Below are 19,316 nucleotides of genomic sequence, written 5' to 3'. Positions count from 1 at the left end.
TGATGCTGACGATGACTTCCCCTGCTGTTGCTCACGGCAACAAATCCGGCCGGTTCGACCAGCCTTATGACGGCTACGCGCCGAAGACCACGCTGCTGCGTGACGCGACGCCGGAGCGCGCCGGGCTGGATCCGGCCCCGATCGACGCCGCGCTGGCCCAGGTCGAGGCCTGGACCAAACCCGCCGGTACGGCGAAACCTCTGTACGCCGGCGCGGTGACGCTGCTCGGGCACGACGGCCGGATCGTGACGCGGCAGGCGACCGGACTCGCGCTGAAGTATGCCGACGGGAGCGGGACGGAGCTGCCGGCCGACCAGCAGATCCCGATGCGCCCGGACACCATCTTCGACATGGCCTCGGTCTCGAAGCTGTTCACCTCGATCGTGGTGCTGCAGCAGATCGAGAAGGGCAAGGTCGGGCTCGACGAGCCGATCGCGAAGTACGTGCCGGAGTTCGCGGAGAACGGCAAGGGCGCGATCACCGTGCGGCAGGCGCTCACGCACACCACCGGTCTGCCGTCGTGGCTGCCGTTGTGGAGTTCGCGGCCCGACGCGGCATCGCGACTCCAGATGGCGCTGACCGCCAAGCCGACCAGCCCGGCGGGCACGACGTACCTGTACAGCGACCTGAACCTGATCTCGCTCGGCGAGGTCGCGCACCGGGTGAGCGGCAAGACGCTCGACAAACTGGTTGCCGACGGCATCACCAAACCGCTGCAGATGCGCGACACCGGCTACAACCCGGATCCTCGCAAGAAGCCCCGGATCGCAGCGACGGAGTACCAGACGGCACCCGCCCGCGGGATGGTCTGGGGCTCGGTGCACGACGAGAACGCCTGGTCGCTGGACGGGGTCGCCGGGCATGCGGGCGTCTTCAGTACCGCCGACGACATGGCGGTGCTGGCTCAGGCCTTCCTGAACGGCGGCAGTTACCGCGGGGCCCGGATCCTCAAGGAATCCTCGGTGACCGCGATGATCACCAACTTCAACCAGGCCTACCCGGGCAACGACCACGGTCTGGGCTTCGAGCTGAACCAGCGGTGGTACATGGCCGGCCTGTCCGGGCCGCGCACCGCCGGGCACACCGGCTACACCGGGACGTCGCTGGTCATCGACTTCGACTCGCGATCGTTCGCGATCCTGCTCACCAACCGGGTGCACCCGAGCCGCAACTGGGGCTCGAACAACCCGGCCCGGCGGGCGGTCGCGCAGGGACTCGCGCTGGCGCTGGGCGTCGGGCCGCGGCATGGCAAGGACGCCTGGTTCTCCGGTACGACGGATGCCGCGACGACGACGCTCGCCACGAAGGTCGCCGTACCGGCTGGTGGGGCGAAGCTGGCGTTCGACTTGTTCGTGGACACCGAGGACTCGGATCTGCTGTATCTGGAGACGTCGGTGGACGGCGCGACCTGGACGAAGGTGCCGTTCACAGTGCGGGACCGTGGTTCGGTGATCGATACCGACGGGACGATCAGCGGGTCCGGCGACCGGCATTGGCATCAAGTGACGGCTGAACTGGCCGCTGGAGAGCGTTCGCTGCGCTGGCGGTACACGACCGATCCGCTGTACCAAGGCCGCGGTGTCTACGTCGATGGTGTGAAGATCACGAGCGGTCGTGATGTTCTTCTCGACGGAGAACGGTCGCCGGAGTCATTTACGGCAACAGGTTGGAGACTTTCGCGTCGCTGATCCCCTTTGGTGCATAGTCGCCGTACCGTGGCTGTCATGAGTTCAACAACCTCTCCAGAACCCACGGGGCCGCTGCTGGTCCGAGTCCGCGCGGTGATGCCCGCGCTGGCGCCGGCCGAGCAGCGGGTGGCGAACGCGGTCCTCGCGGACCCGGGCGGAGTGGCTGCGATGACGATCTCCGAACTGGCCGAGGTGGCGTCCACCTCGGAGACCACGGTCATCCGGTTCTGCAAGCAGATCGGCGTCCCCGGCTATCCGCAGCTCCGCCTGCAGCTGGCGGCCCAGTCGGCCACGGAGAACATCCGGCCCGAGGTCGGTGGCGACATCGAGCCGGGTGACTCGCTCGACGACGTGGTCCGCAAGGTCGCGTTCGCCGACGAGCGCGCCGTCCGCGAGACCGCGCAGCAGGTCGACGTCGACGCGCTGGCCAAGGTGGTGACCGCGGTCGTGAACGCGCCGCGCGTCGACATCTACGGCTTCGGCGCCAGCGCCTTCGTGGCGCTCGACCTGCAGCAGAAGCTGCACCGGATCCGCCGGGTCGCCTTCGCCTGGTCCGATGTCCACATGGCGCTGCCGTCGGCCGCGCTGCTCGGCGAGAACGATGTCGCGATCGGGATCTCGCACACCGGTGTGACGGTCGAGGTCGTCGAGGCGCTCGAGGAGGCCGCCAAGCACGGCGCCACCACGGTCGCGGTGACCAACTTCCCGCGCTCCCCGCTGGCCCGGACCGCCGATCTGATGCTCACCACGGCCGCGCGGGAGACGACGTACCGGTCGGGGGCGATGTCGTCCCGGATCGCGCAGCTGACGGTGATCGACTGCCTGTTCATCGGGGTCGCGCAGCAGGTGCTGCCGGACGCCCGGAAGGCGCTGGAGGAGACCGCGACGTCGGTCCGTGGGCACCGGCTCAAGGGCTCGGACTGAGACCGGTCAGACACAGACCGTGACGTCAACCATTTCTGTCAACGATGAACAGAATTGAAAATCCTTCAGTAGAAAACTAACATCGACACTGTGACCACACCGACGGAGCAGCGCAATCCCCGCACGCTCGCTATCGACGCGGTGGGTACGACCGAGATCCTGCGCATGGTGAACGCCGAGGACGCCTCGGTCGCGGGTGCTGTCGCGGCCGTCCTCCCGCAGTTGGCCGAGGCCGTCGACTGCGCCGTCGAGGCGGTCCGCCGCGGTGGCCGCGTGCACTACTTCGGCGCCGGTACGTCGGGCCGGCTGGCCGTCCTCGACGCTGCCGAACTGCTTCCGACCTTCCACGTGCCGGATGGTCTGGTGGTCGCTCATCACGCCGGCGGCATGGAAGCGCTCCTGCGCGCCGTCGAGAACGTCGAAGACTCCGAACAAGGCGGCGCCGACGACGCTGCTCCGGTGAGCGCCCGCGACATCGCGATCGGCCTCGCCGCGTCCGGCAGCACGCCGTACGTTGCCGGTGCGCTCAAAGCCGCCCGCGCCGCCGGTGCCGCGACCGTCCTGGTCACTTCGAACCCCGACGCGCCGCTCGCGCCGCTGGCTGACATCGTCATCGCGGCGGACACCGGCCCCGAGGTGATCGCCGGCTCCACCCGCCTCAAAGCGGGCACGGCTCAGAAGATGATCCTCAACGCCTTCTCCACCACGCTGATGATCAAGCTCGGCCGCACCTGGTCCAACCTGATGGTCGACCTCGTCGCCACCAACGCCAAACTCCGCCAGCGCATGCTCCGCATCCTCGCCGAAGCCACCGGCGCCGACCGCCAAGCCTGCGAATCAGCCCTCGCTGCCGCCGACGGCGAACTGAAACCAGCCCTGGTCCACCTCCTCACCGGCGCCCCCATCCCCACCGCCCGAGACGCCCTCAACTCCGCCCAAGGCCGAGTAGCCACCGCCCTAACCACCCTCAACGCCCACGCCTAGCCCCGCCTCCGGCGGACAGTCCTTCTGACGCCTCCGCGCAGCACGCAAGGCGTGACCGTGGAGCGGTAGTGAGCGCGAGAGCCCTGCGGTGAGCCGGGCAGCTGCTCGGGAATGGATGTGGGCAGCAGGTACTCCCGCCGGCTCCCGCGCTCGCCGTCCCCGGCACCGGACCGGTGGCCAACAGCCGTACCGACGAACTGTTAATAGTGGCTCGGTTGGCGGTCCTGCCGTTGGCGATACGCCTGCCGACCGGCCGCGGACGCGACTACTAACAGTCCGTCCGTACGCACGAAGTTGCCCCTTCTCCCCTCTGTCTCAGGCCGGAGAACCGGCACTACGAGGGGATATCCGTTCCTATTGCCGTACGGAAGGACTGGTGATGGGTGGCTGGCTAGGGGGCCGCTGCCGGCGGTTTACGCCTGGCGACCTGCCGGGCATGTGACCCATCACCAGTCGGTCGGTACGCACTACCTCGGGGCGTGGTTGGGTTTGGGGGTGGATGAGGAACTGGGTGGTGGGCGGTTTTCGAAGCCGGTACGGCGGGGGGAGACCGTGGTGCGGCGGAGGGGGACTGCCAACTCGTTGGCGTTGTTGCGGCATTTGGAGCGGGTGGGGTTCGAGTTGGCGCCTCGGGTGGTGGGGGTGGAAGGCGAGACCGAGACGCTGACCTACTTGCCCGGGGTGGCTGGGTATCCGCCGTTGTCGGCGGAGATCAGGTCTGATGCGGCGTTGGTGAGTGTGGCGCGGGCGGTTCGGCGGTTGCATGATGCGACGGCAGGGTTTGTGGCGGTGGACGGGGAGTGGCGGGATCTGGAGGTGGCGGCGCCGGTGCGGGTGGACTGCATCGGGCACCATGACCTGGCGCCGTGGAATCTGGTGTTCGAGGGGACCGAGGTGGTCGGGATCATCGACTGGGACACGGTGCGGCCGTCGAACCGGCGGTGGGATCTCGCGTACGCCGCGCATCAGTTCGTGCCGTTTCATCCGCCGGCGTGGTTGGAGCCGTTCGGGTGGGACGAGGAGCCGGATCGGGCTCGGCGGTTGCGGTTGTTCTGTGCGGCGTACGGGCTGGGGGTCGAGCCGGCCGAGTTGGTGGATCTGGCCGGGCTGCGGTTGCTGGGGCATGCGGCGAACATCGAGCAGCAGGTGAAGGCCGGGAATCCGGCGTTCGACGTGCATCGGGACGAGGATCATGCCGGCGGATATCGCGCGGCGGTCGCCTACATCGTGGCGAACCGAGCGGCGCTGCTCGCCGAGTGACGAGAGTCGGCAACTCCTGATTGGTCCACGGCATCAAAGCAGAGCCGGATGATCCGGCGCCGGAGATGTTTCCGGCGAAAAAAGTTTCGGTGTCCATTGGATGCCGTCCCCGGACACCTGCGGGGAACCCTTCGACGCCGCTTGAGGGTAGTCCATTTCTAACCTCCAGGATAAACCCCACCGGTTTGTTTTTGGCGGGGTGGAGCGTTTGTTTTGAGGGGTTGCTTCGCGTGATGGGACCACTACTTCTGGTCCATAGCGCGGCTGTGTGATCGTGTCGTATCGTCCAGTCATCGCCAGGCCTTGGTGGGGGTGCTGGCCTTCGAATCCTTTGTGTACAACGGCTTTGGAGCTCGGATGGCCATGGACGAGTCTGTCGTCGCGCCCGGAACCGCGCTGGGTGCGGAGTGGGTCGACGATGTACTGCTGGCGGGACCGGTAACAGACGTTTGTTTTCGGTTGCCGGAAGCCATTGAACGCGGGAAACTGCGCGCGCTGATTCAGCTGCGGCAAAAAGAACTGGCCCAGTCCGGTTTTAGGCCGGGTGGTGCGGTGGCTTTACGTTTACCGCCCTCGATGGCTTTTGTGACCTATTTACTGGCGGTGTGGCGCAGTGGTGGGCAGGCGATCCTGCTGGACCACCGCCTGACCGACTACGAGGTACGGCGGGCTATCGAGCGCCTCGTGCCGCAGGTCGTGGTGTCGGCGGACCGGCCGGTGGCCGCCGGCTTGCGCACGTTCCATGACGTCGGTGCGGATCTGGCCAGCTACTCCGGCCACCCAGCCAGTACGACGCACGCCGTCGTACAGCTGAGTTCCGGATCGACCGGCCCGTCCAAGGTGATCGGCCGAACCGCCGAGGACCTGGTCGAGGAGGTCCACCGGTACACCCAAATCGACGGAGTTCCCACCAAGAACGAGCGACTGATTCTGCTGCCGTCGATGGTGCATGTGCTCGGTCTGGTCGGCGGTCTGCTCTACGGGCTGCATGCCGGTGTCGAGCTCGTCCCGCCGGCGCGGCTCACCGGTGACGCCATCGTGCATGCGATCGCGGCCGAGACCACACCGGCCACTGTCCTCGGCGTACCGTTCCACATCGGCTTGCTGGCCTCGGTTCAGGAGCCGGGATGGCTGCCGCAGTTCAAGCGCATGACTACTGGCGGCGAGCTCGTGCCGCAGTCGGTATCGGACGCGTTCGAGCAGAAGTACGGCGTTCCGCTCGGGAACATGTACGGGATGACCGAGGTCGGTGTCATCGGCACCGACCTGTTCGGGCGGCACCGCCCCGCGATCCGCCCGGCGCCCGGGATCGACGTCCGGGTGGTCGACGGTGAACTGCAGATCGCCCGAAAGGAATCGCCGTACCTGGGGTTGTCGGATCCGGCCCGCTGGTCCGACGGCTGGTTGCGGACCCGCGACGCCGGCGTCATCGACCCGGACACGGGGCTGGTCAGCATCAAGGGCCGGCTGGATTCGCAGGTGTCGGTCGGTGGGCTGAAGGTCGACCTGACCGAAGTCGAGTACACGCTCGGCACGCTGCCCGGGGTCGAGGCCGCGGTCGTCGTGTTCGACGGCTCGATCACCGCCTATCTGCAGCTGCGCGAACGCCGGGAAACCGCCCGGCTGGAGGCTGAGCTGTCCCAGCGGCTGGCGTCGTACAAGCGGCCGCGGACCCTGCACGTGCTCGATCAGTTGCCGCGGACAACGACCGGGAAGCTGGTCCGGGACCTCACCGTGCTGCGCAAGGCGGTGCCGTGATGCTCGGTCAGCACAATCTCACAAGGATCATCAAGAGCCACCGCCAGTACGGCGTCCTCCAGCGGCAGGCGAACGACGTACAGACCGGGGACCGACTCGACCGGCCCGTCGTCGAACGGAACGCGCCGACGCAGCCCAGAGTCCCGCAACCCGACACCGAGCGCTTTGCCGACAGCCTCCTTCGCGGTCCACAACCGCAAGAAGGCGAGCAGGTCGCCGGCCGTCCACTCCAGCTCGTCGGCATCGAACCAACGACGCGCCAGGTCGCTCACCGACCGCGGATACACGTCCTCGAGGTCGATCCCGACCGTGCCGGTACGACGTGCGGCCACCGCGACCTGCGAGCGGCTGTGGCTCAGGCTCACCGCCAGCCCGTCGATCTCCGGCCGGCCGTTCGCGGTGTGCCGCAGTACCGGATCGGCGACGAGGGTTCCGGCCAGCGACAGCAGCAGAGCGTGGGCGGTGGCGCGCGAGTCGTCACCGGCCGGCGCCGTCCAGATCTCGACACAACCAGCAGCAGCCACAGAAGGAAGGTAACCCGATGAAGGACGAGGTTCGCGCATTCGTCATCGCGCAACTGGAAGACATGAACTACGACGTCGAGGGGATCGACGACGAGACCACGCTCGGCCCGGCCGGAGTCGACCTCGAGTCGCTCGCGCTGGCCGACCTGTCGGTCCGGGTCGAGGACAAGTACGGCGTCCGGTTCTCCGACGACGAGTCCGAGCAGTTGGCGTTGATGACGGTCGGCGAGTTCACCACCGAGGTGGCCGGCCGGGTCGCACAGCAGGTCTGATGACCACCCAGCCCCCGCCCGGGCGGGTAGAGATCATCGACTGGCTGGCCGGCCTCGGTCAGCGTCCGCCGGGTACCGAGCGAATCGACTCGATGGAACTGGCCTGGCTGGTCCATCAGGTCGAGCAGCGGTACGGCGTCGAGCTGCCGGACGAGCAGCTCGAGCGGATGACCACGATCGACGCGGCTGTCGCCGTACTGGCTGAGGTGCTGCCCAGCCATGTCTAACCCCAGACCGGTCGCCGTGACCGGCCTCTCCGTGCTGACTGCCCTCGGACGTGGTCCCGAGGCGCAGCTGTCCGGTGTGCCCGCGTTCGCCGAGGTACGGCGCTTCGACACCGGCGCACTGCGGGTCCGGTACGCCGCACTGGCTGCCGAGGCTGGGACGCTGGAAGAGGAGCTGGACCTCGCGATCGCCACGGCGTGCTCGCAGGCCGGTGTGGATCGCAGTACGACGCCGCTGCTGCTGGCGATGCATGCGCCGCCGAAGTGTGAGTTCGGTGCGGCCCGGATCTACACGAGTGCCTGTGTGTCCGGCAGTACGGCGTTGGCCGACGCGGCGGCGTTGATCAGCAGTGGACGGGCGGAGCGGGTTGTCGTCGCCGGTGCTTATCTGGTGGAGCCGTACCAGTTCGCACTTTTCGACGCTGGTCGCGCACTGGCCTCGGACAACGTCGTACGACCGTTCAGCGCGGAGCGTCGCGGCACCCTCCTGGGTGACGGTGTTGCGGCCGTAGTACTTGAGGCGGGCAGCGGTGTGGCCCGGCTGGCCGGCTGGGGGCGTGCAGGTGACGCTCACCATCCCTGCCAGCCCGCACCGGATGGACGCGGGCTCGCAGCGGCGCTCGGGCGAGCACTCCAGCGTGCCGGGGTGTCCGCGGACCAGGTGGGCTATGTGAACGCGAATGCGACCGGCACGGTCTTCAGCGACCAGGCCGAGGCGGCGGCGATCAAGCAGGTGTTCCGGAAGAGCCCGCCGGTGAGCTCCACCAAAGGGCTGCACGGGCACGCGTTGGAGGCGTCCGGAGTCGTCGAGTTCGTGGTGACAGTGCAGGCGTTGCTGGAAGGGAAGCTGCCGGTCAACGCCGGGTTCCTCGGGAGCGACCCGGAGTGCGCGGTCGACCTGATCCTCGATGCACCGCGGAGTGTGCAGACCCAGATCGCAGTCTCGGTGAACTCGGCGTTCGGAGGCGCCAACACGGCTTTGGTGGTGACGGTGTGATCGAGGTTCACGACTTGGTGGTGCTGGCCGAGGCGCAGTGGCCCGAGCCAGGTGACGACCTGCCGCCGGGAGTGCCGGGGTTCGTCGAGTCGGCGTTCAACCCGTTGGCGGCCGCCGCGGCCGAGCGCTGCCTTGAGCGCGCCGGCGCACTGGGCGGGACGACTGGTGTGGTGATTGTGACGACCGGGGATCGCGTGAGTACGGACGCGGTCGAGCGGTTGGTTGCGCTGGGCAAACGAGTGGGGCCGTTGTTCTTCTTCCAGTCGGTGCCGAACAGCATCGCGGGCTGGATCGCGGCGAAGTGGGACCTGCGCGGGCCGGTGGTGTGTGTGACCGACGGCGGGTTCGACGAGGCCGCGTTGCTGATCGGGGACGGCGACGCGGATCAGGTGCTGATCGTGCAGGTGACAGCGGATGAGGCGTCCGCGCGAATCGTGAGTGGGGGAGCGGAATGAAGGCAGGATGGCGGGCGCGACTGGCGGCGGATCCGGCGATCGGCACGGGCAACGTGCTGGCGACGGTGATTGCCCAGGGCGCCGATCTGAACGGTCCGGGACTGACCTTCGACACGGCCGTCGACAACTTCGCGGCTGAGCATCCGCTGACGCTCGGCGAGCTCGACGAGCGGGTTCAAGCCCGTACGGCGTGGCTGCACGAGCACGGGATCGGGCGGCGGGACGTGGTCGCGATCTGGGCGACCGAGGCGCAGGACATCGTGCTGAGCTTCCTGGCGCTGACCCGGATCGGCGCGATTCCGGCCTTGCTCAACGGGAAGATGGCGCCGGCGATCGCGGACGAATACATCCGGCGGCTGCGGGTGACCGCCGTACTGGCTGACGCGAACCACAAGGAGTTGCTGGAGACCGACGTACTGGCGGAGCCGCGGGAGCTGGGTGCGGGTGATCCGGCGAAGGCGCCGGATCACTACCGGCACCACCGCGACGACCCGGTGGTGATCACGCACACGAGCGGCACGACCGGCGTACCGAAGGCGGTTCTGCACACGCACACGACTCTGTACGCCGCTCTGAAGCACCTGCTCACGATGCCGCAGGCGCAGGGCACCGACCGGATTCTGAACGCGCTGCCGATCCCGCACACGGCGACGATCCTGATGGTCAACCAGGTGCTGGGCAATCGCGCGGAGATGCTGCTGCTGTCGAGCCAGGATGCGGATGTCGTGTTGCGGCAGATCGAGCGGTGGAAGCCGCATGCGGTCTACGGGTTCGCGGTGACGTGGGCCGGGCTGGCTCGTTCCGATCTCTCGAAGCACGAGCTGGACTCGGTGCGGATGTGGTTCAACACCGGCGACTGTGCGCATGAGCCGCATATCCGGAAGCTGGTCGCGGTCGGCAGCCGGGAGACGGTGACGCGGGACGGTCGGGTGACGGTTCCGGGGTCGCACTTCATCGATGGGCTGGGCTCCAGCGAGATGGGCCACAACGGGTTCCACATCACGCACACGATCGAGTCCGAGCACTACGGGCGGTGCATCGGGAAGCCGTACGAGTTCGCCGAGGCGACGGTGCTGAGCTCGACCGGCGAGGAGCTGCCTGCGGGGAAAGCGGGGATTCTCGGCTTCCGCTCGCCGACGGTGTCACCGGGGTACTGGAACGACTCGGTCAACACGTACCGCTTCCGACTAAACGGTTGGTTCGTTACCGGTGACCTCGTCTATCGGGACGAGACCGGTCACTACTTCCATCTCGATCGGATTCCGGACGCGGTGGCCGGGTTCGACGGTCCGCAGCTCTACACGTCGTTCTCCGAGGAGCGCATCCTCGCGGCGATGCCGGACGTCGCCGACTGCACGGTCGTGATCGTCGCCGAAGGCGGTCAGTACGCCGCCGACGTACTGCTCGAGCTCACCCCGGATGCCCCCGAGGTGGATCGGACCGAAGCCGTGAAGGCAGCGGTCGGTGCGGAGGTCGCGGCCATCCTTCGTCGCGTGACGGTGGTCGGCGCGGACGACGTGCCGGTCACTGTGACCGGCAAGGTCCGCAAGGTCGCGCTACGAGAGGCCCGCTCATGACCGGGGTGACGATTACCGGGATGGGGATGCTCACCCCTGTCGGGCGCGGCGCTCGAGATGTGTACGACGCCTTGCTGCACGGACGATCCGGGATCAGCCGGCCGCCGGAAGGACATCCGGTGGCGGAGTCGGTCGAGCTCGGTGGGTTCTTGCCGGAGTTCGATGCGGGGAAGATCGCGTCTGGGCCGGACGGCAAGGTGATGGACCGGACCGTCATCCTCGCGCAGCTGGTCGCCGAGGAAGCGCTGGCCGACGCCGGATTGACCATGGGGGAGAACGTCGATCCCGAGCGGATCGGCGTGATCATCGGCGGCGTCGGCGGCATGGCGACGCTCGAACGCCAGGTGCTGGCCCGCGCCGAGCGGGGGAAGGTTGCCGTCAGCCCCTACCTGCTGACCGGCATCCTGCCGAACATGCCGGCCGCGCGGGTCGCCATCCGCTTCGGGACGCGCGGCTACACGTCGGCGGTCGGGACGGCTTGTGCGTCCGGAGCGCAGGCGATCGCGGACGCGGTGCGCATCATCCGCGCCGGCGAGGCGGACGTCGTACTGTGCGGGGCGAGTGAGGCGCCGCTGTTCCCGACCTTCGCGGAGACGTTCGCCAACGCGCGAGCCCTGACGCGCGGTTGGGACGATCCGACCGAGGCCAGCCGACCGTTCGACCTGCGGCGCAACGGCTTCGTCCTGAGTGAAGGCGCAGGACTGCTGGTCCTCGAGAGTACGGCGCACGCCGCCGCCCGAGGTGCGAGCGGGTACGCCGACGTCGCCGGGTACGGCGTCAACTCGGACGCGCATCACCCGACCGCACCACGACCGGACGGCACGGGCGCAGCCGCCTGCATGCGAATGGCGCTCAAGGGCGTCCGGCCGGAGCAGGTCGGCTACGTCAACGCACACGGCACCAGCACGAAGCTCGGCGATGTCGCCGAGTCCGTCGCGATCGGTCTTGCCTTCGGCAACCACATGCCGGCGGTCAGCTCCACGAAGGCGTTGACCGGACACATGCTCGGCACGTCCGGGGTCGTCGAGGCAGCGGCGGCCGCACTGGCGATCAACACCGGCCTGACGCCGCCGACGTACCACCTGGACGACCCCGATCCGGCCTGCCCGCTGGATCACGTCCGCAAGGAACCACGGGCGATCCCGCTCGAGTACGCCGTCTCGAACTCGTTCGGGTTCGGCGGCCAGAACGTCAGCCTGCTCCTCGGCACCGCCAGTACGCCGAAGCAGCGACAGCTATCAAGTGAGGAGAAGGCGTAGATGGAGATTTACGGGATCGACCACGTGGAGATGTACGTGGGCGACGCTCGGCAGGCGGCGTTCTATCTGGGGCATGCGTTCGGGCTGCAGATCCACGGTCAGGGCGGGCCCGAGACGGGGCTGCCGGACCAGCGGTCGTTGCTGTTGCGGGAGGACGCCGTACAGATCGTGCTGACGTCGGGGCTCGCTGCGGACCACCCGGCCGCCGAGTACGTGCAGCGGCACGGGGACGGCGTCGCGATCGTCGCGATGGAGGTTGACGACGCCACGGCGGCGTACGGCGAGTTGACCGCCCGCGGCGCAACCGGGCTGCGAGCGCCGGAGCGGTTCGAGGCCGGGGATGCGGTCGTGGTGGTCGCGGAGGTGGCCGGGTTCGGTGACGTGATCCACCGGCTGGTGGAGCGGCACGGGCCGCGGCGCGAGTTCCTGCCCGGCCGGATCCAGTTGACCGGGCCGACCGGCGTACCGGACGAGAAGCTGTTCAGCGAGATCGACCACCTGGCGATCTGCGTGCCGTCCGGCGAGCTCGAGCCGACTGCCAAGTTCTACGAGGACGTGTTCGGGTTCCCGCGGATCTTCGAGGAGTACATCGAGGTCGCCGGGCAAGGCATGGATTCGAAGGTGGTGCAGAGTCCGTCGAAGCACGTCACGTTCACGCTGATCGAGCCGGACCTGAGTCGCCGGCCCGGTCAGATCAACGACTTCCTCACCTGGCACGCGGGAGCCGGCGTCCAGCACATCGCCTTGCGGACCAGCAACATCGTCGAGGCGGTCAGCACGCTCTCCGACCGTGGCGTGAACTTCCTCGGTACGCCGTCGACGTACTACGACGCGCTGGCCGAGCGCGTCGGTGAGGTGGAGACGCCGATCGAGGAACTGAAGCAGCGCGGCATTCTCGTCGACCGCGACCACTGGGGTCAGCTGCTGCAGATCTTCACCGAGTCGATGCACGTCCGGCGGACGCTCTTCCTGGAGATCATCGAGCGCCGCGGGGCGATGACGTTCGGCAGCGGAAACATCAAAGCCCTGTACGAAGCCAAGGAGCGGGAGCTGGCACATGACGCTTGAGTTCAAACTGTCGGAGGAGGAGATCGAACTCCTTCCGTCCGACGAAGACGTTGCCTTCTACAACGAGCATGGCTGGTACCTGTCCAAGAAGCTGCTCACCGACGACGAGACCGACGAGCTCGTCAACGCGAGCGAGCGGTACTACGCCGGTGAGCGGGACCGGACCCTCCCGACGGCCCCGCCCAAGCTCGCCTACTGGACGCCGGAGAAGGGCGATGTCCAGCGGCACAACGACTACGTGCACTACGAGCACGACGGCCTGGCGAAGATCCTCCGCAAGCCGCTGATCGGCGCGGTCGCGGCCCGGCTCGCGCAGACGCACGAGATCCGGATCTTCCAGTCCACGCTGATCTACAAGCCGCCGATCGAGGGCGAACCGTCGAACATCGTGCCCTGGCACTTCGACAAGCACTACTGGTCGTCCTCGTCCTCGGACCGGATGCTGACCGCGTTCATCCCGTTCCACGACTGCCCGCCGGAGATGGGCACGATCACGATGGTCGACGGCAGTCACCGGTGGAAGGAGATCGGCTCCGACGACACCGTCGTCCGGCACTTCGCCGAGCGGGACCGCTCGCAACTCGACCAGATGCTGGCCGAGAACGCGGCGTACAACGGGGCCGAGGTGGTCAAGCTGCCGATCACCATCCCGCGCGGGCACATGAACTTCCACCACTGCCGCACGTACCACGGCAGCGGCGCGAACGTCAGCGACCGCCCGCGCCGGGCGATCTCGCTGCACCTGCAGGACGGGGACAACCGCTACCGCGAGTTCCCGCTCTCCGACGGCACCACGGCGGCGTACAACCACGACGTCCTGGTCCGGCGAACCTCCGACGGGCGGCCGGACTACGCCGACCCCGAGTACTGCCCAACGCTCTGGGCCGACCGCTAGAAGGAGCACTGCCATGTCACGTTACGACTGGGGTCAGACGCACCCCGGGATCGAGCAGCTGGAGAAGGCCGTCTCGGAGGCTCGCGACAAGGTCGTCCAGCACCCGCTGTACGCCGTCCTCGACACCCACGAGGCGCTGGTCACCTTCATGGAGCACCACGTGTTCGCGGTCTGGGACTTCATGTCCCTGCTGAAATCGCTGCAGCGCGAACTCACCTGTGTGACGGTGCCGTGGATCCCGACCGAGCACCGCAGCAGCCGGCGGCTGATCAACGACATCGTGATGGTCGAGGAGAGCGACGAGCTGGGCGGCGACGACGGCAAGCCCGCGTTCATCAGCCACTTCGAGCTGTACGTCAACGGCATGCACGAGGCCGGCGCGGACACCAGCGCGATCGACAAGCTGATCGAGCTGCTCCGCGGTGGCGCTCCGGTGGTCGAGTCGCTGGCCGCGGCCGGCGTACCGCAGGCTTCGATCGACTTCGCCGGCACCACGTGGGGAATCATCGAGAACGCGCCGGTGCACTGCCAGGCGGCGGCGTTCGCCTTTGGCCGGGAGGACTTGATCCCGGACATGTTCACCCAGGTCGTCGCAGTCAACGAGCGCTCCAACAAGCTCAACACCTTCGTCGATTACCTGGAGCGGCACATCGAGGTGGACGGGGAGTTCCACACCCCGATGGCCATGCAAATGGTCGCCGACCTGTGCGGTGACGACCAGGCCAAGTGGGACGCCTGCGCGGAGACCATCAACACCGCCCTCGCGGCCCGCGCCCGGCTCTGGGACGCGATCACCGCCGCCGTCGTCACGACCGCCCCGGCGACGGTCTGACTCTCATGAGCAGAGATCTCTACCGGACCGTCCGGCTGATCCGCAGATTCGAGGAACGGGCGATCGAGTTCGTGCGGTCCGGAGAGATCGTCGGCGGTATCCACCCGTACATCGGCCAGGAGGGTATCGCGGCCGGAGTCTGTGCCGCGCTCGGCCCGGACGACGTGATGACCAGTACGCATCGTGGTCACGGGCACGTGCTCGCGCGCGGTGCGGATCCGGCCGGGCTGCTGGCCGAGCTGATGGGTCGTGAAACCGGGCTGAACAAGGGCCGGGGTGGTTCGATGCATGCCGCCGATTTCAGCCTTGGCATCCTCGGTGCGAACGCGATCGTCGGCGCAGCCGGTTCGATCGCGACCGGTGCGGCCTGGGCTTTACGCCAGCAGGGCAAGGACTCGGTCGCCGCGACGTTCTTCGGGGACGGCGCGATGAACGAGGGCATGCTGCTGGAGGCGTTCAATCTGGCCGCGCTCTGGCAGGTGCCGGTGGTCTTCGTCTGTGAGAACAACGGCTACGCGACCACGATGCCGGTCGCGTCCGCGGTCGCGGGCAGCATCACCGCCCGGGCGCGCGCGTTCGGCATGCCGGCGTTCACCGTCGACGGGCAGGATCCCGAGAAGGTGCTGGAGGCAACCAGTACGGCGGTCGCCCGGGCCCGGGCCGGGAAGGGGCCGACGTTCCTGGAGTGCGTCACCTACCGGTTCGACGCGCACCACACGTTCGAGCACCGGTCCCGGCTCACCTATCGCTCGGCCGAAGAGATCACGACTGGGCGTTCGCGGTGTCCAGTGGAGATCCAGGGCGCACGGCTGACGGCCGCGGATCGGGCGGCCGTCGACGCCGAGGTCGAGTCTCTCCTGGAGGCGGCGGCGGGGGTCGCCTTGGGTAGCGCCCACCCAGACCCCGCCGCCGCACTCTCGTACCTGTACGCCGGGGAGGTCTGAATGCCCAAGCTGTCGTACTTGAAGGCGTTGAACCGGGCTCTCGGTGACGAACTGGAGCGGGACCCGGCGGTGTTCGTGCTCGGCGAGGACATTCGTGCTGCCGCGTCTCACCTGACGGCGGGGTTGTTCGATCGGTTCGGCGGTGATCGCGTGCTGGACACGCCCTTGTCCGAGCAGGCGTTCACGAACTTTGCCACCGGTGCGGCGCTGGTGGGGATGCGGCCGGTGATCGAGTTCCAGATTCCGTCGTTGCTGTTCCTGGTGTTCGAGCAGATCGCCAATCAGGCGCACAAGTTCTCGCTGATGACCGGTGGGCAGTGCAAAGTGCCGGTCACGTACGTCGTACCGGGGTCGGGGTCGCGGACCGGGTGGGCCGGTCAGCATTCGGATCATCCGTACTCGCTGTTCGCTCATGTTGGGGTGAAGACGGTCGTCCCGGCGACGCCGGCTGATGCTTATGGGTTGTTGGTGACGGCGATCCGTGATGACGATCCGGTCGTGGTGTTCGCTCCTTCTGCGGCGCTGGGTGTTCGGGATGACGTGGATTTTGGGGCGTTGGCCCCGGTTCCGCTAGGTGTCGGGCGGATTGCTCGGGCTGGGGACGACGTGACGGTTGTTGCCCTCGGCCACTTGGTGCACGACGCTTTGGCGGTTGCTGATGAGTTGGCTGGTCAGGGGATCTCTGTCGAGGTCTTCGATCCGCGCACGGTCTATCCGCTCGATGTGGCCGGTCTGGTTGCGTCCGTGCAGAAGACCAGACGGTTGGTCGTCATCGACGACTCGAACCGGACGAGCGGCTTCGCGGCCGACGTACTGGCTGTTGTTGCAGAGAACTGCACCTTGACCGCGCCGCCGCGCCGGGTGACCCGTCCGGACGGCGCTGTCCTTCCCTTCGCCCTTGCTCTCGATCGTGCGGTTCAACCCGGCCGGGAGCAGCTACTCAAGACCCTCCTGGAGATGTCGTGACCGATCTGTGGAACCAGTTGCCTGAGGCAACGCGTACGGCGCTGATCGCCCGGGGGACCGAAGCGTGGCGGACGGTGTACGACGGCGTCGCGACGCACAACAAGCAGTGGCGGCCGCTGCGGCCGCCGATCATGGCTGCCTCGGTGTACGACGAGTTCACGGCGATCTCGGCGACTGTCTCCCGATTGATCCTCGCCGCGTGCCGGCAGCGGGCGACGACGGCCGGCGAGCTCCGGGAGGCGCTCGAAATGCCGGTCGGGGCGATCGACCTGCTCGACGAGGATCTTCCGCTGACCGAGGACCTGCTCGGCGGTGTCCGCGCAGACATCCTGCTTGCGGACGGAACGCCGTACATGGTTGAGGCAAACATCGACAGCGCCCTCGGCGGTGCGCATGACTCCGACGGCATCGCGGCCCGCTTCCTTGCGGCGTACGCGGGTGATCCGGTGCTGGAGGCGGTCGGGCTCACGGCGCCGCCGTCGGCGGTCGACGCGCGGTACGAGGCGGTGCGGTCGTCACTGTCGCTGTCGGGGCAGGATCGGTTGGCGATGGTGTTCACGACGGCCGGTAGTTATCCGGGCTCGCAGGACGGGCTGGCGATGATCAAGCTGCTCGAAGGATTCACGGAGCGCGGTCGGCAGCTGCGTCTCGACATGCGGGTGTATCCGGTCGAGTGGCTGACCCTTGACGACGCCGGCCGGCTCTGTGTCGACGACGGGCCGATCGACGCCGTACTGCGGATGTTCGTGCCCCAAGGCACGAAGCCGAGCGCCGGCCTGGATGCGTTGGGCACGGCCGTGCAGACGGGCGCGGTCCGGATCTTCACTCCGACAGCCAGTTGGTTGCTTGCCAGCAAGGCGATCTTCGCGTGGCTTTGGGATGACCTCGACACTCTCGACCCGGCCGACGCCGAGGTGGTGCGCCGTCATGTGCCGCGAACGCAGGTGCTGGCCGCCGCGCTGCGCTCTCAGGCCGTCGCGGACCAGCACGACCTCGTGTTGAAGCCGTCGGGCTCCTACGGCGGTGTCGGCGTGGTCGTCGGTCCCGAGGTGACCGCAGCCGAATGGCAGCACGCTCTAGACGAGGCGCTGGCCGAAGGCGGCTACATCCTGCAGAAGTACGTCCCCGTCGACCGCCTCACCATGCAGTTCGTCGACATGACAACCGGCGCGGTGAAAGAAGACGACGTCCCCTTCTGTCTGGCCCCCTACCTCTTCGGCGGCACCCCCGCCGGCGCCTATCTCCGCTTTGCCGTCCCCGGCGCCGGCCCGGTAGTCAACGTAGCCCAAGGCGCCCTGACCAGCGGCCTCCTCCTACACCCCTAAGCCGTACCGACGAACTGTTAATAGTGGTCGGTTCGGCCGATCGGCCGTCGGTGCCAAGCGTGCCGAGCGGCCCGATCCGCGACTACTACCAGTCCTTCCGTACGCACAGCCTCGGCCGGCGACCTCCGCTGTGGCTGATCGCCCGCCGCGGCGTGCCGGTTGCCTGTGGCTGACGGGCTGTGCGGGGTTCCTACTGGGTGTTCTTGGCTACGACGGTGGGGATGATGGCGACGGCTACTACGGCGGCGGTTAGGGCGAAGGCGACCGGGTAGGTCGTGCCGGCTAGCACGGCGCCGAAGGCTAGGGCGCCTAGGGCCCAGCCGCCGTCGTAGGCGAGGTTCCAGAGGGCGCTGACCTGGTTGTAGCGGGAGGTGGGGGCTCGGTTGTACATGAGGGTGAGGGTGAGGTTTTGGGCGGCGCCGAAGCCGAGGCCGAAGAGGGTGGCGCCGGTGAGGATGGCCAGGGGGTGGCTGATGAGGATGAAGCCGGCGGCGCCTAGGGCGGACAGGGTGAGGGCCACAGGGAGCAGGCGGGCGGGGCCGAGGCGGTCGCTGTAGCGGCCGGCTAGCCAGCGGGCACCGGGAGCGGTGACGGCTTGGAGGAGCAGGGCAGTGGCGGCTAGAGAGTGGTTGCCTACGGCAAGGGGGAGGAAGGTGATGCTGACACCGGCGGCCAGGGTGACGGCGGCGAAGACGAGAGCGGGCATCAGGAGGCCGCTGCCACGGAGGCCGCCGAGGACCTTGATGTGGGTCTCCTCGGTGCTGGTATGGCTGGGGATGCCGGTCGTGAGGGTGAGGCTGGCCAGCGCAACGACGGCGGCGATCGCGAAGAGCGCGTTGAAGCCGATCACGTTGGTCAGGTAGACGCCGAGCGGCAGACCGACCACCGCCGGTACGCCGACCACCACGCCGTACACACCGAGCGCCTCACCACGTCGGTGAGCTGGCGCAAGCTCGGCGATCAGCGCGACGGCGGCGACCACGTTGATGGCCAGGCCAGCGCCGCGAACCACGCAGACCAGTACGACGACCGGCAGCGACGACGTCGTGAGCAGGACCAACGCGGGCGCGCCCATCAGGACCAACCCAAGCGCCAGTACGACGCGATACCCCCAGTGAGCGAGCATCCGCGGAACCAGCAGCTCGACGGCGACCGCGGACAGCATCATCGCGCCGGTCGCGAGCCCAGGACCGATGCCGCCGGAGCCGTGCGCCGCCAGGTAGAGCGGGACCACCGAGGTCAGCAGGTACATGCTGAGTCCGGACCCGAGAACCATCACCAGCAACCGGGTGAACTGTCCACCGATCAAGGGGGCGGCTCGCTCGATCGGTACGTCGCACGTCGTCATACCGCCAACGCTAGGA

The 19,316-nt window shown here is 68.0% G+C and carries 19 protein-coding genes; 17 read left to right on the top strand and 2 right to left on the bottom strand.

Translation table 11 applies throughout. From position 1 onward, the window contains the following. The first annotated feature begins 2 nt into the window (after positions 1-2). The 5 genes from ABZS29_RS05090 (at position 3) to ABZS29_RS05070 (ending at position 6,614) form a co-directional block, all read left to right on the top strand. Entirely contained in the window at positions 3-1,688 is a 1,686-nt protein-coding gene (locus tag ABZS29_RS05090; RefSeq protein ID WP_355458709.1) for a serine hydrolase, read from the top strand. Between the two features lie 36 nt (positions 1,689-1,724). Further along, complete coding sequence (locus ABZS29_RS05085) at positions 1,725-2,612, top strand: MurR/RpiR family transcriptional regulator (RefSeq protein WP_355458707.1); 888 nt, start codon at positions 1,725-1,727, stop codon at positions 2,610-2,612. A 90-nt stretch (positions 2,613-2,702) separates the two neighbouring features. Then, positions 2,703-3,596 carry an N-acetylmuramic acid 6-phosphate etherase gene (gene murQ, locus ABZS29_RS05080; protein WP_355458705.1) on the top strand — a complete coding sequence of 298 codons (894 nt, stop codon included), beginning with the start codon at positions 2,703-2,705 and terminating at the stop codon, positions 3,594-3,596. 495 nt (positions 3,597-4,091) lie between these two features. Then, complete coding sequence (locus ABZS29_RS05075) at positions 4,092-4,856, top strand: aminoglycoside phosphotransferase family protein (protein ID WP_355458703.1); 765 nt, start codon at positions 4,092-4,094, stop codon at positions 4,854-4,856. 357 nt (positions 4,857-5,213) lie between these two features. Further along, positions 5,214-6,614, top strand: coding sequence for a fatty acid--CoA ligase family protein (locus ABZS29_RS05070; RefSeq protein ID WP_355458702.1), 1,401 nt, complete (start codon positions 5,214-5,216; stop codon positions 6,612-6,614). On the opposite strand, the gene ABZS29_RS05065 is transcribed toward ABZS29_RS05070, so the two are convergent. Beyond that, entirely contained in the window at positions 6,545-7,138 is a 594-nt protein-coding gene (locus ABZS29_RS05065) for a 4'-phosphopantetheinyl transferase superfamily protein (protein WP_355458700.1), read from the bottom strand. The two genes, ABZS29_RS05070 and ABZS29_RS05065, sit on opposite strands and share 70 nt — an antisense overlap. Before the next feature lie 17 nt (positions 7,139-7,155). Here ABZS29_RS05065 and ABZS29_RS05060 point away from each other — a divergent pair, with 17 nt between their 5' ends. The 12 genes from ABZS29_RS05060 to ABZS29_RS05005 are packed head-to-tail and all read left to right on the top strand — an operon-like array spanning position 7,156 to position 17,952. After that, entirely contained in the window at positions 7,156-7,410 is a 255-nt protein-coding gene (locus tag ABZS29_RS05060; protein WP_355458698.1) for an acyl carrier protein, read from the top strand. Continuing rightward, positions 7,410-7,637, top strand: coding sequence for an acyl carrier protein (locus ABZS29_RS05055; RefSeq protein WP_355458696.1), 228 nt, complete (start codon positions 7,410-7,412; stop codon positions 7,635-7,637). The genes ABZS29_RS05060 and ABZS29_RS05055 overlap by 1 nt, the downstream gene beginning before the upstream one ends. Further along, the gene (locus ABZS29_RS05050) at positions 7,630-8,631 is read left to right on the top strand and encodes a beta-ketoacyl synthase N-terminal-like domain-containing protein (RefSeq protein ID WP_355458694.1); all 1,002 of its coding nucleotides are present in this window, start codon (positions 7,630-7,632) and stop codon (positions 8,629-8,631) included. The genes ABZS29_RS05055 and ABZS29_RS05050 overlap by 8 nt, the downstream gene beginning before the upstream one ends. Continuing rightward, a complete protein-coding gene (locus ABZS29_RS05045; protein WP_355458692.1) occupies positions 8,628-9,086 on the top strand; it encodes a hypothetical protein in 459 nt (152 codons plus the stop codon). Before ABZS29_RS05050 ends, ABZS29_RS05045 begins: the two co-directional genes overlap by 4 nt. Then, positions 9,083-10,663: a class I adenylate-forming enzyme family protein gene (locus ABZS29_RS05040; protein WP_355458690.1), complete on the top strand. Its 1,581-nt coding sequence runs from the start codon at positions 9,083-9,085 to the stop codon at positions 10,661-10,663. Before ABZS29_RS05045 ends, ABZS29_RS05040 begins: the two co-directional genes overlap by 4 nt. Further along, positions 10,660-11,922, top strand: coding sequence for a beta-ketoacyl-[acyl-carrier-protein] synthase family protein (locus tag ABZS29_RS05035; protein WP_355458688.1), 1,263 nt, complete (start codon positions 10,660-10,662; stop codon positions 11,920-11,922). Before ABZS29_RS05040 ends, ABZS29_RS05035 begins: the two co-directional genes overlap by 4 nt. Continuing rightward, a complete protein-coding gene (hppD, locus tag ABZS29_RS05030; RefSeq protein ID WP_355458687.1) occupies positions 11,923-12,990 on the top strand; it encodes a 4-hydroxyphenylpyruvate dioxygenase in 1,068 nt (355 codons plus the stop codon). It abuts the gene before it with no gap. Then, entirely contained in the window at positions 12,980-13,885 is a 906-nt protein-coding gene (locus ABZS29_RS05025; protein WP_355458685.1) for a phytanoyl-CoA dioxygenase family protein, read from the top strand. Before hppD ends, ABZS29_RS05025 begins: the two co-directional genes overlap by 11 nt. Before the next feature lie 13 nt (positions 13,886-13,898). After that, a complete protein-coding gene (locus ABZS29_RS05020) occupies positions 13,899-14,717 on the top strand; it encodes a DUF3050 domain-containing protein (RefSeq protein ID WP_355458683.1) in 819 nt (272 codons plus the stop codon). Positions 14,718-14,722: 5 nt separating this feature from the next. Further along, a complete protein-coding gene (locus tag ABZS29_RS05015) occupies positions 14,723-15,661 on the top strand; it encodes a thiamine pyrophosphate-dependent dehydrogenase E1 component subunit alpha (RefSeq protein ID WP_355458682.1) in 939 nt (312 codons plus the stop codon). Then, positions 15,662-16,627, top strand: a complete 966-nt coding sequence (locus ABZS29_RS05010; RefSeq protein WP_355458680.1) for a transketolase C-terminal domain-containing protein — start codon at positions 15,662-15,664, stop codon at positions 16,625-16,627. It abuts the gene before it with no gap. Beyond that, positions 16,624-17,952, top strand: coding sequence for a hypothetical protein (locus tag ABZS29_RS05005; protein ID WP_355458678.1), 1,329 nt, complete (start codon positions 16,624-16,626; stop codon positions 17,950-17,952). The genes ABZS29_RS05010 and ABZS29_RS05005 overlap by 4 nt, the downstream gene beginning before the upstream one ends. A 190-nt stretch (positions 17,953-18,142) precedes the next feature. Here ABZS29_RS05005 and ABZS29_RS05000 read toward each other — a convergent pair whose 3' ends face one another. Further along, positions 18,143-19,300 (bottom strand): MFS transporter, encoded by a 1,158-nt coding sequence (locus ABZS29_RS05000; RefSeq protein ID WP_355458676.1) that lies wholly within the window; start codon positions 19,298-19,300, stop codon positions 18,143-18,145. Positions 19,301-19,316 lie beyond the last annotated feature (16 nt).

The organism is Kribbella sp. NPDC005582, assembly GCF_040605415.1.
GTDB lineage: Bacteria > Actinomycetota > Actinomycetes > Propionibacteriales > Kribbellaceae > Kribbella.
The sequence above is the reverse complement of the archived record's forward strand: the minus strand, read 5'-3'. Positions and strand labels throughout refer to the sequence as shown.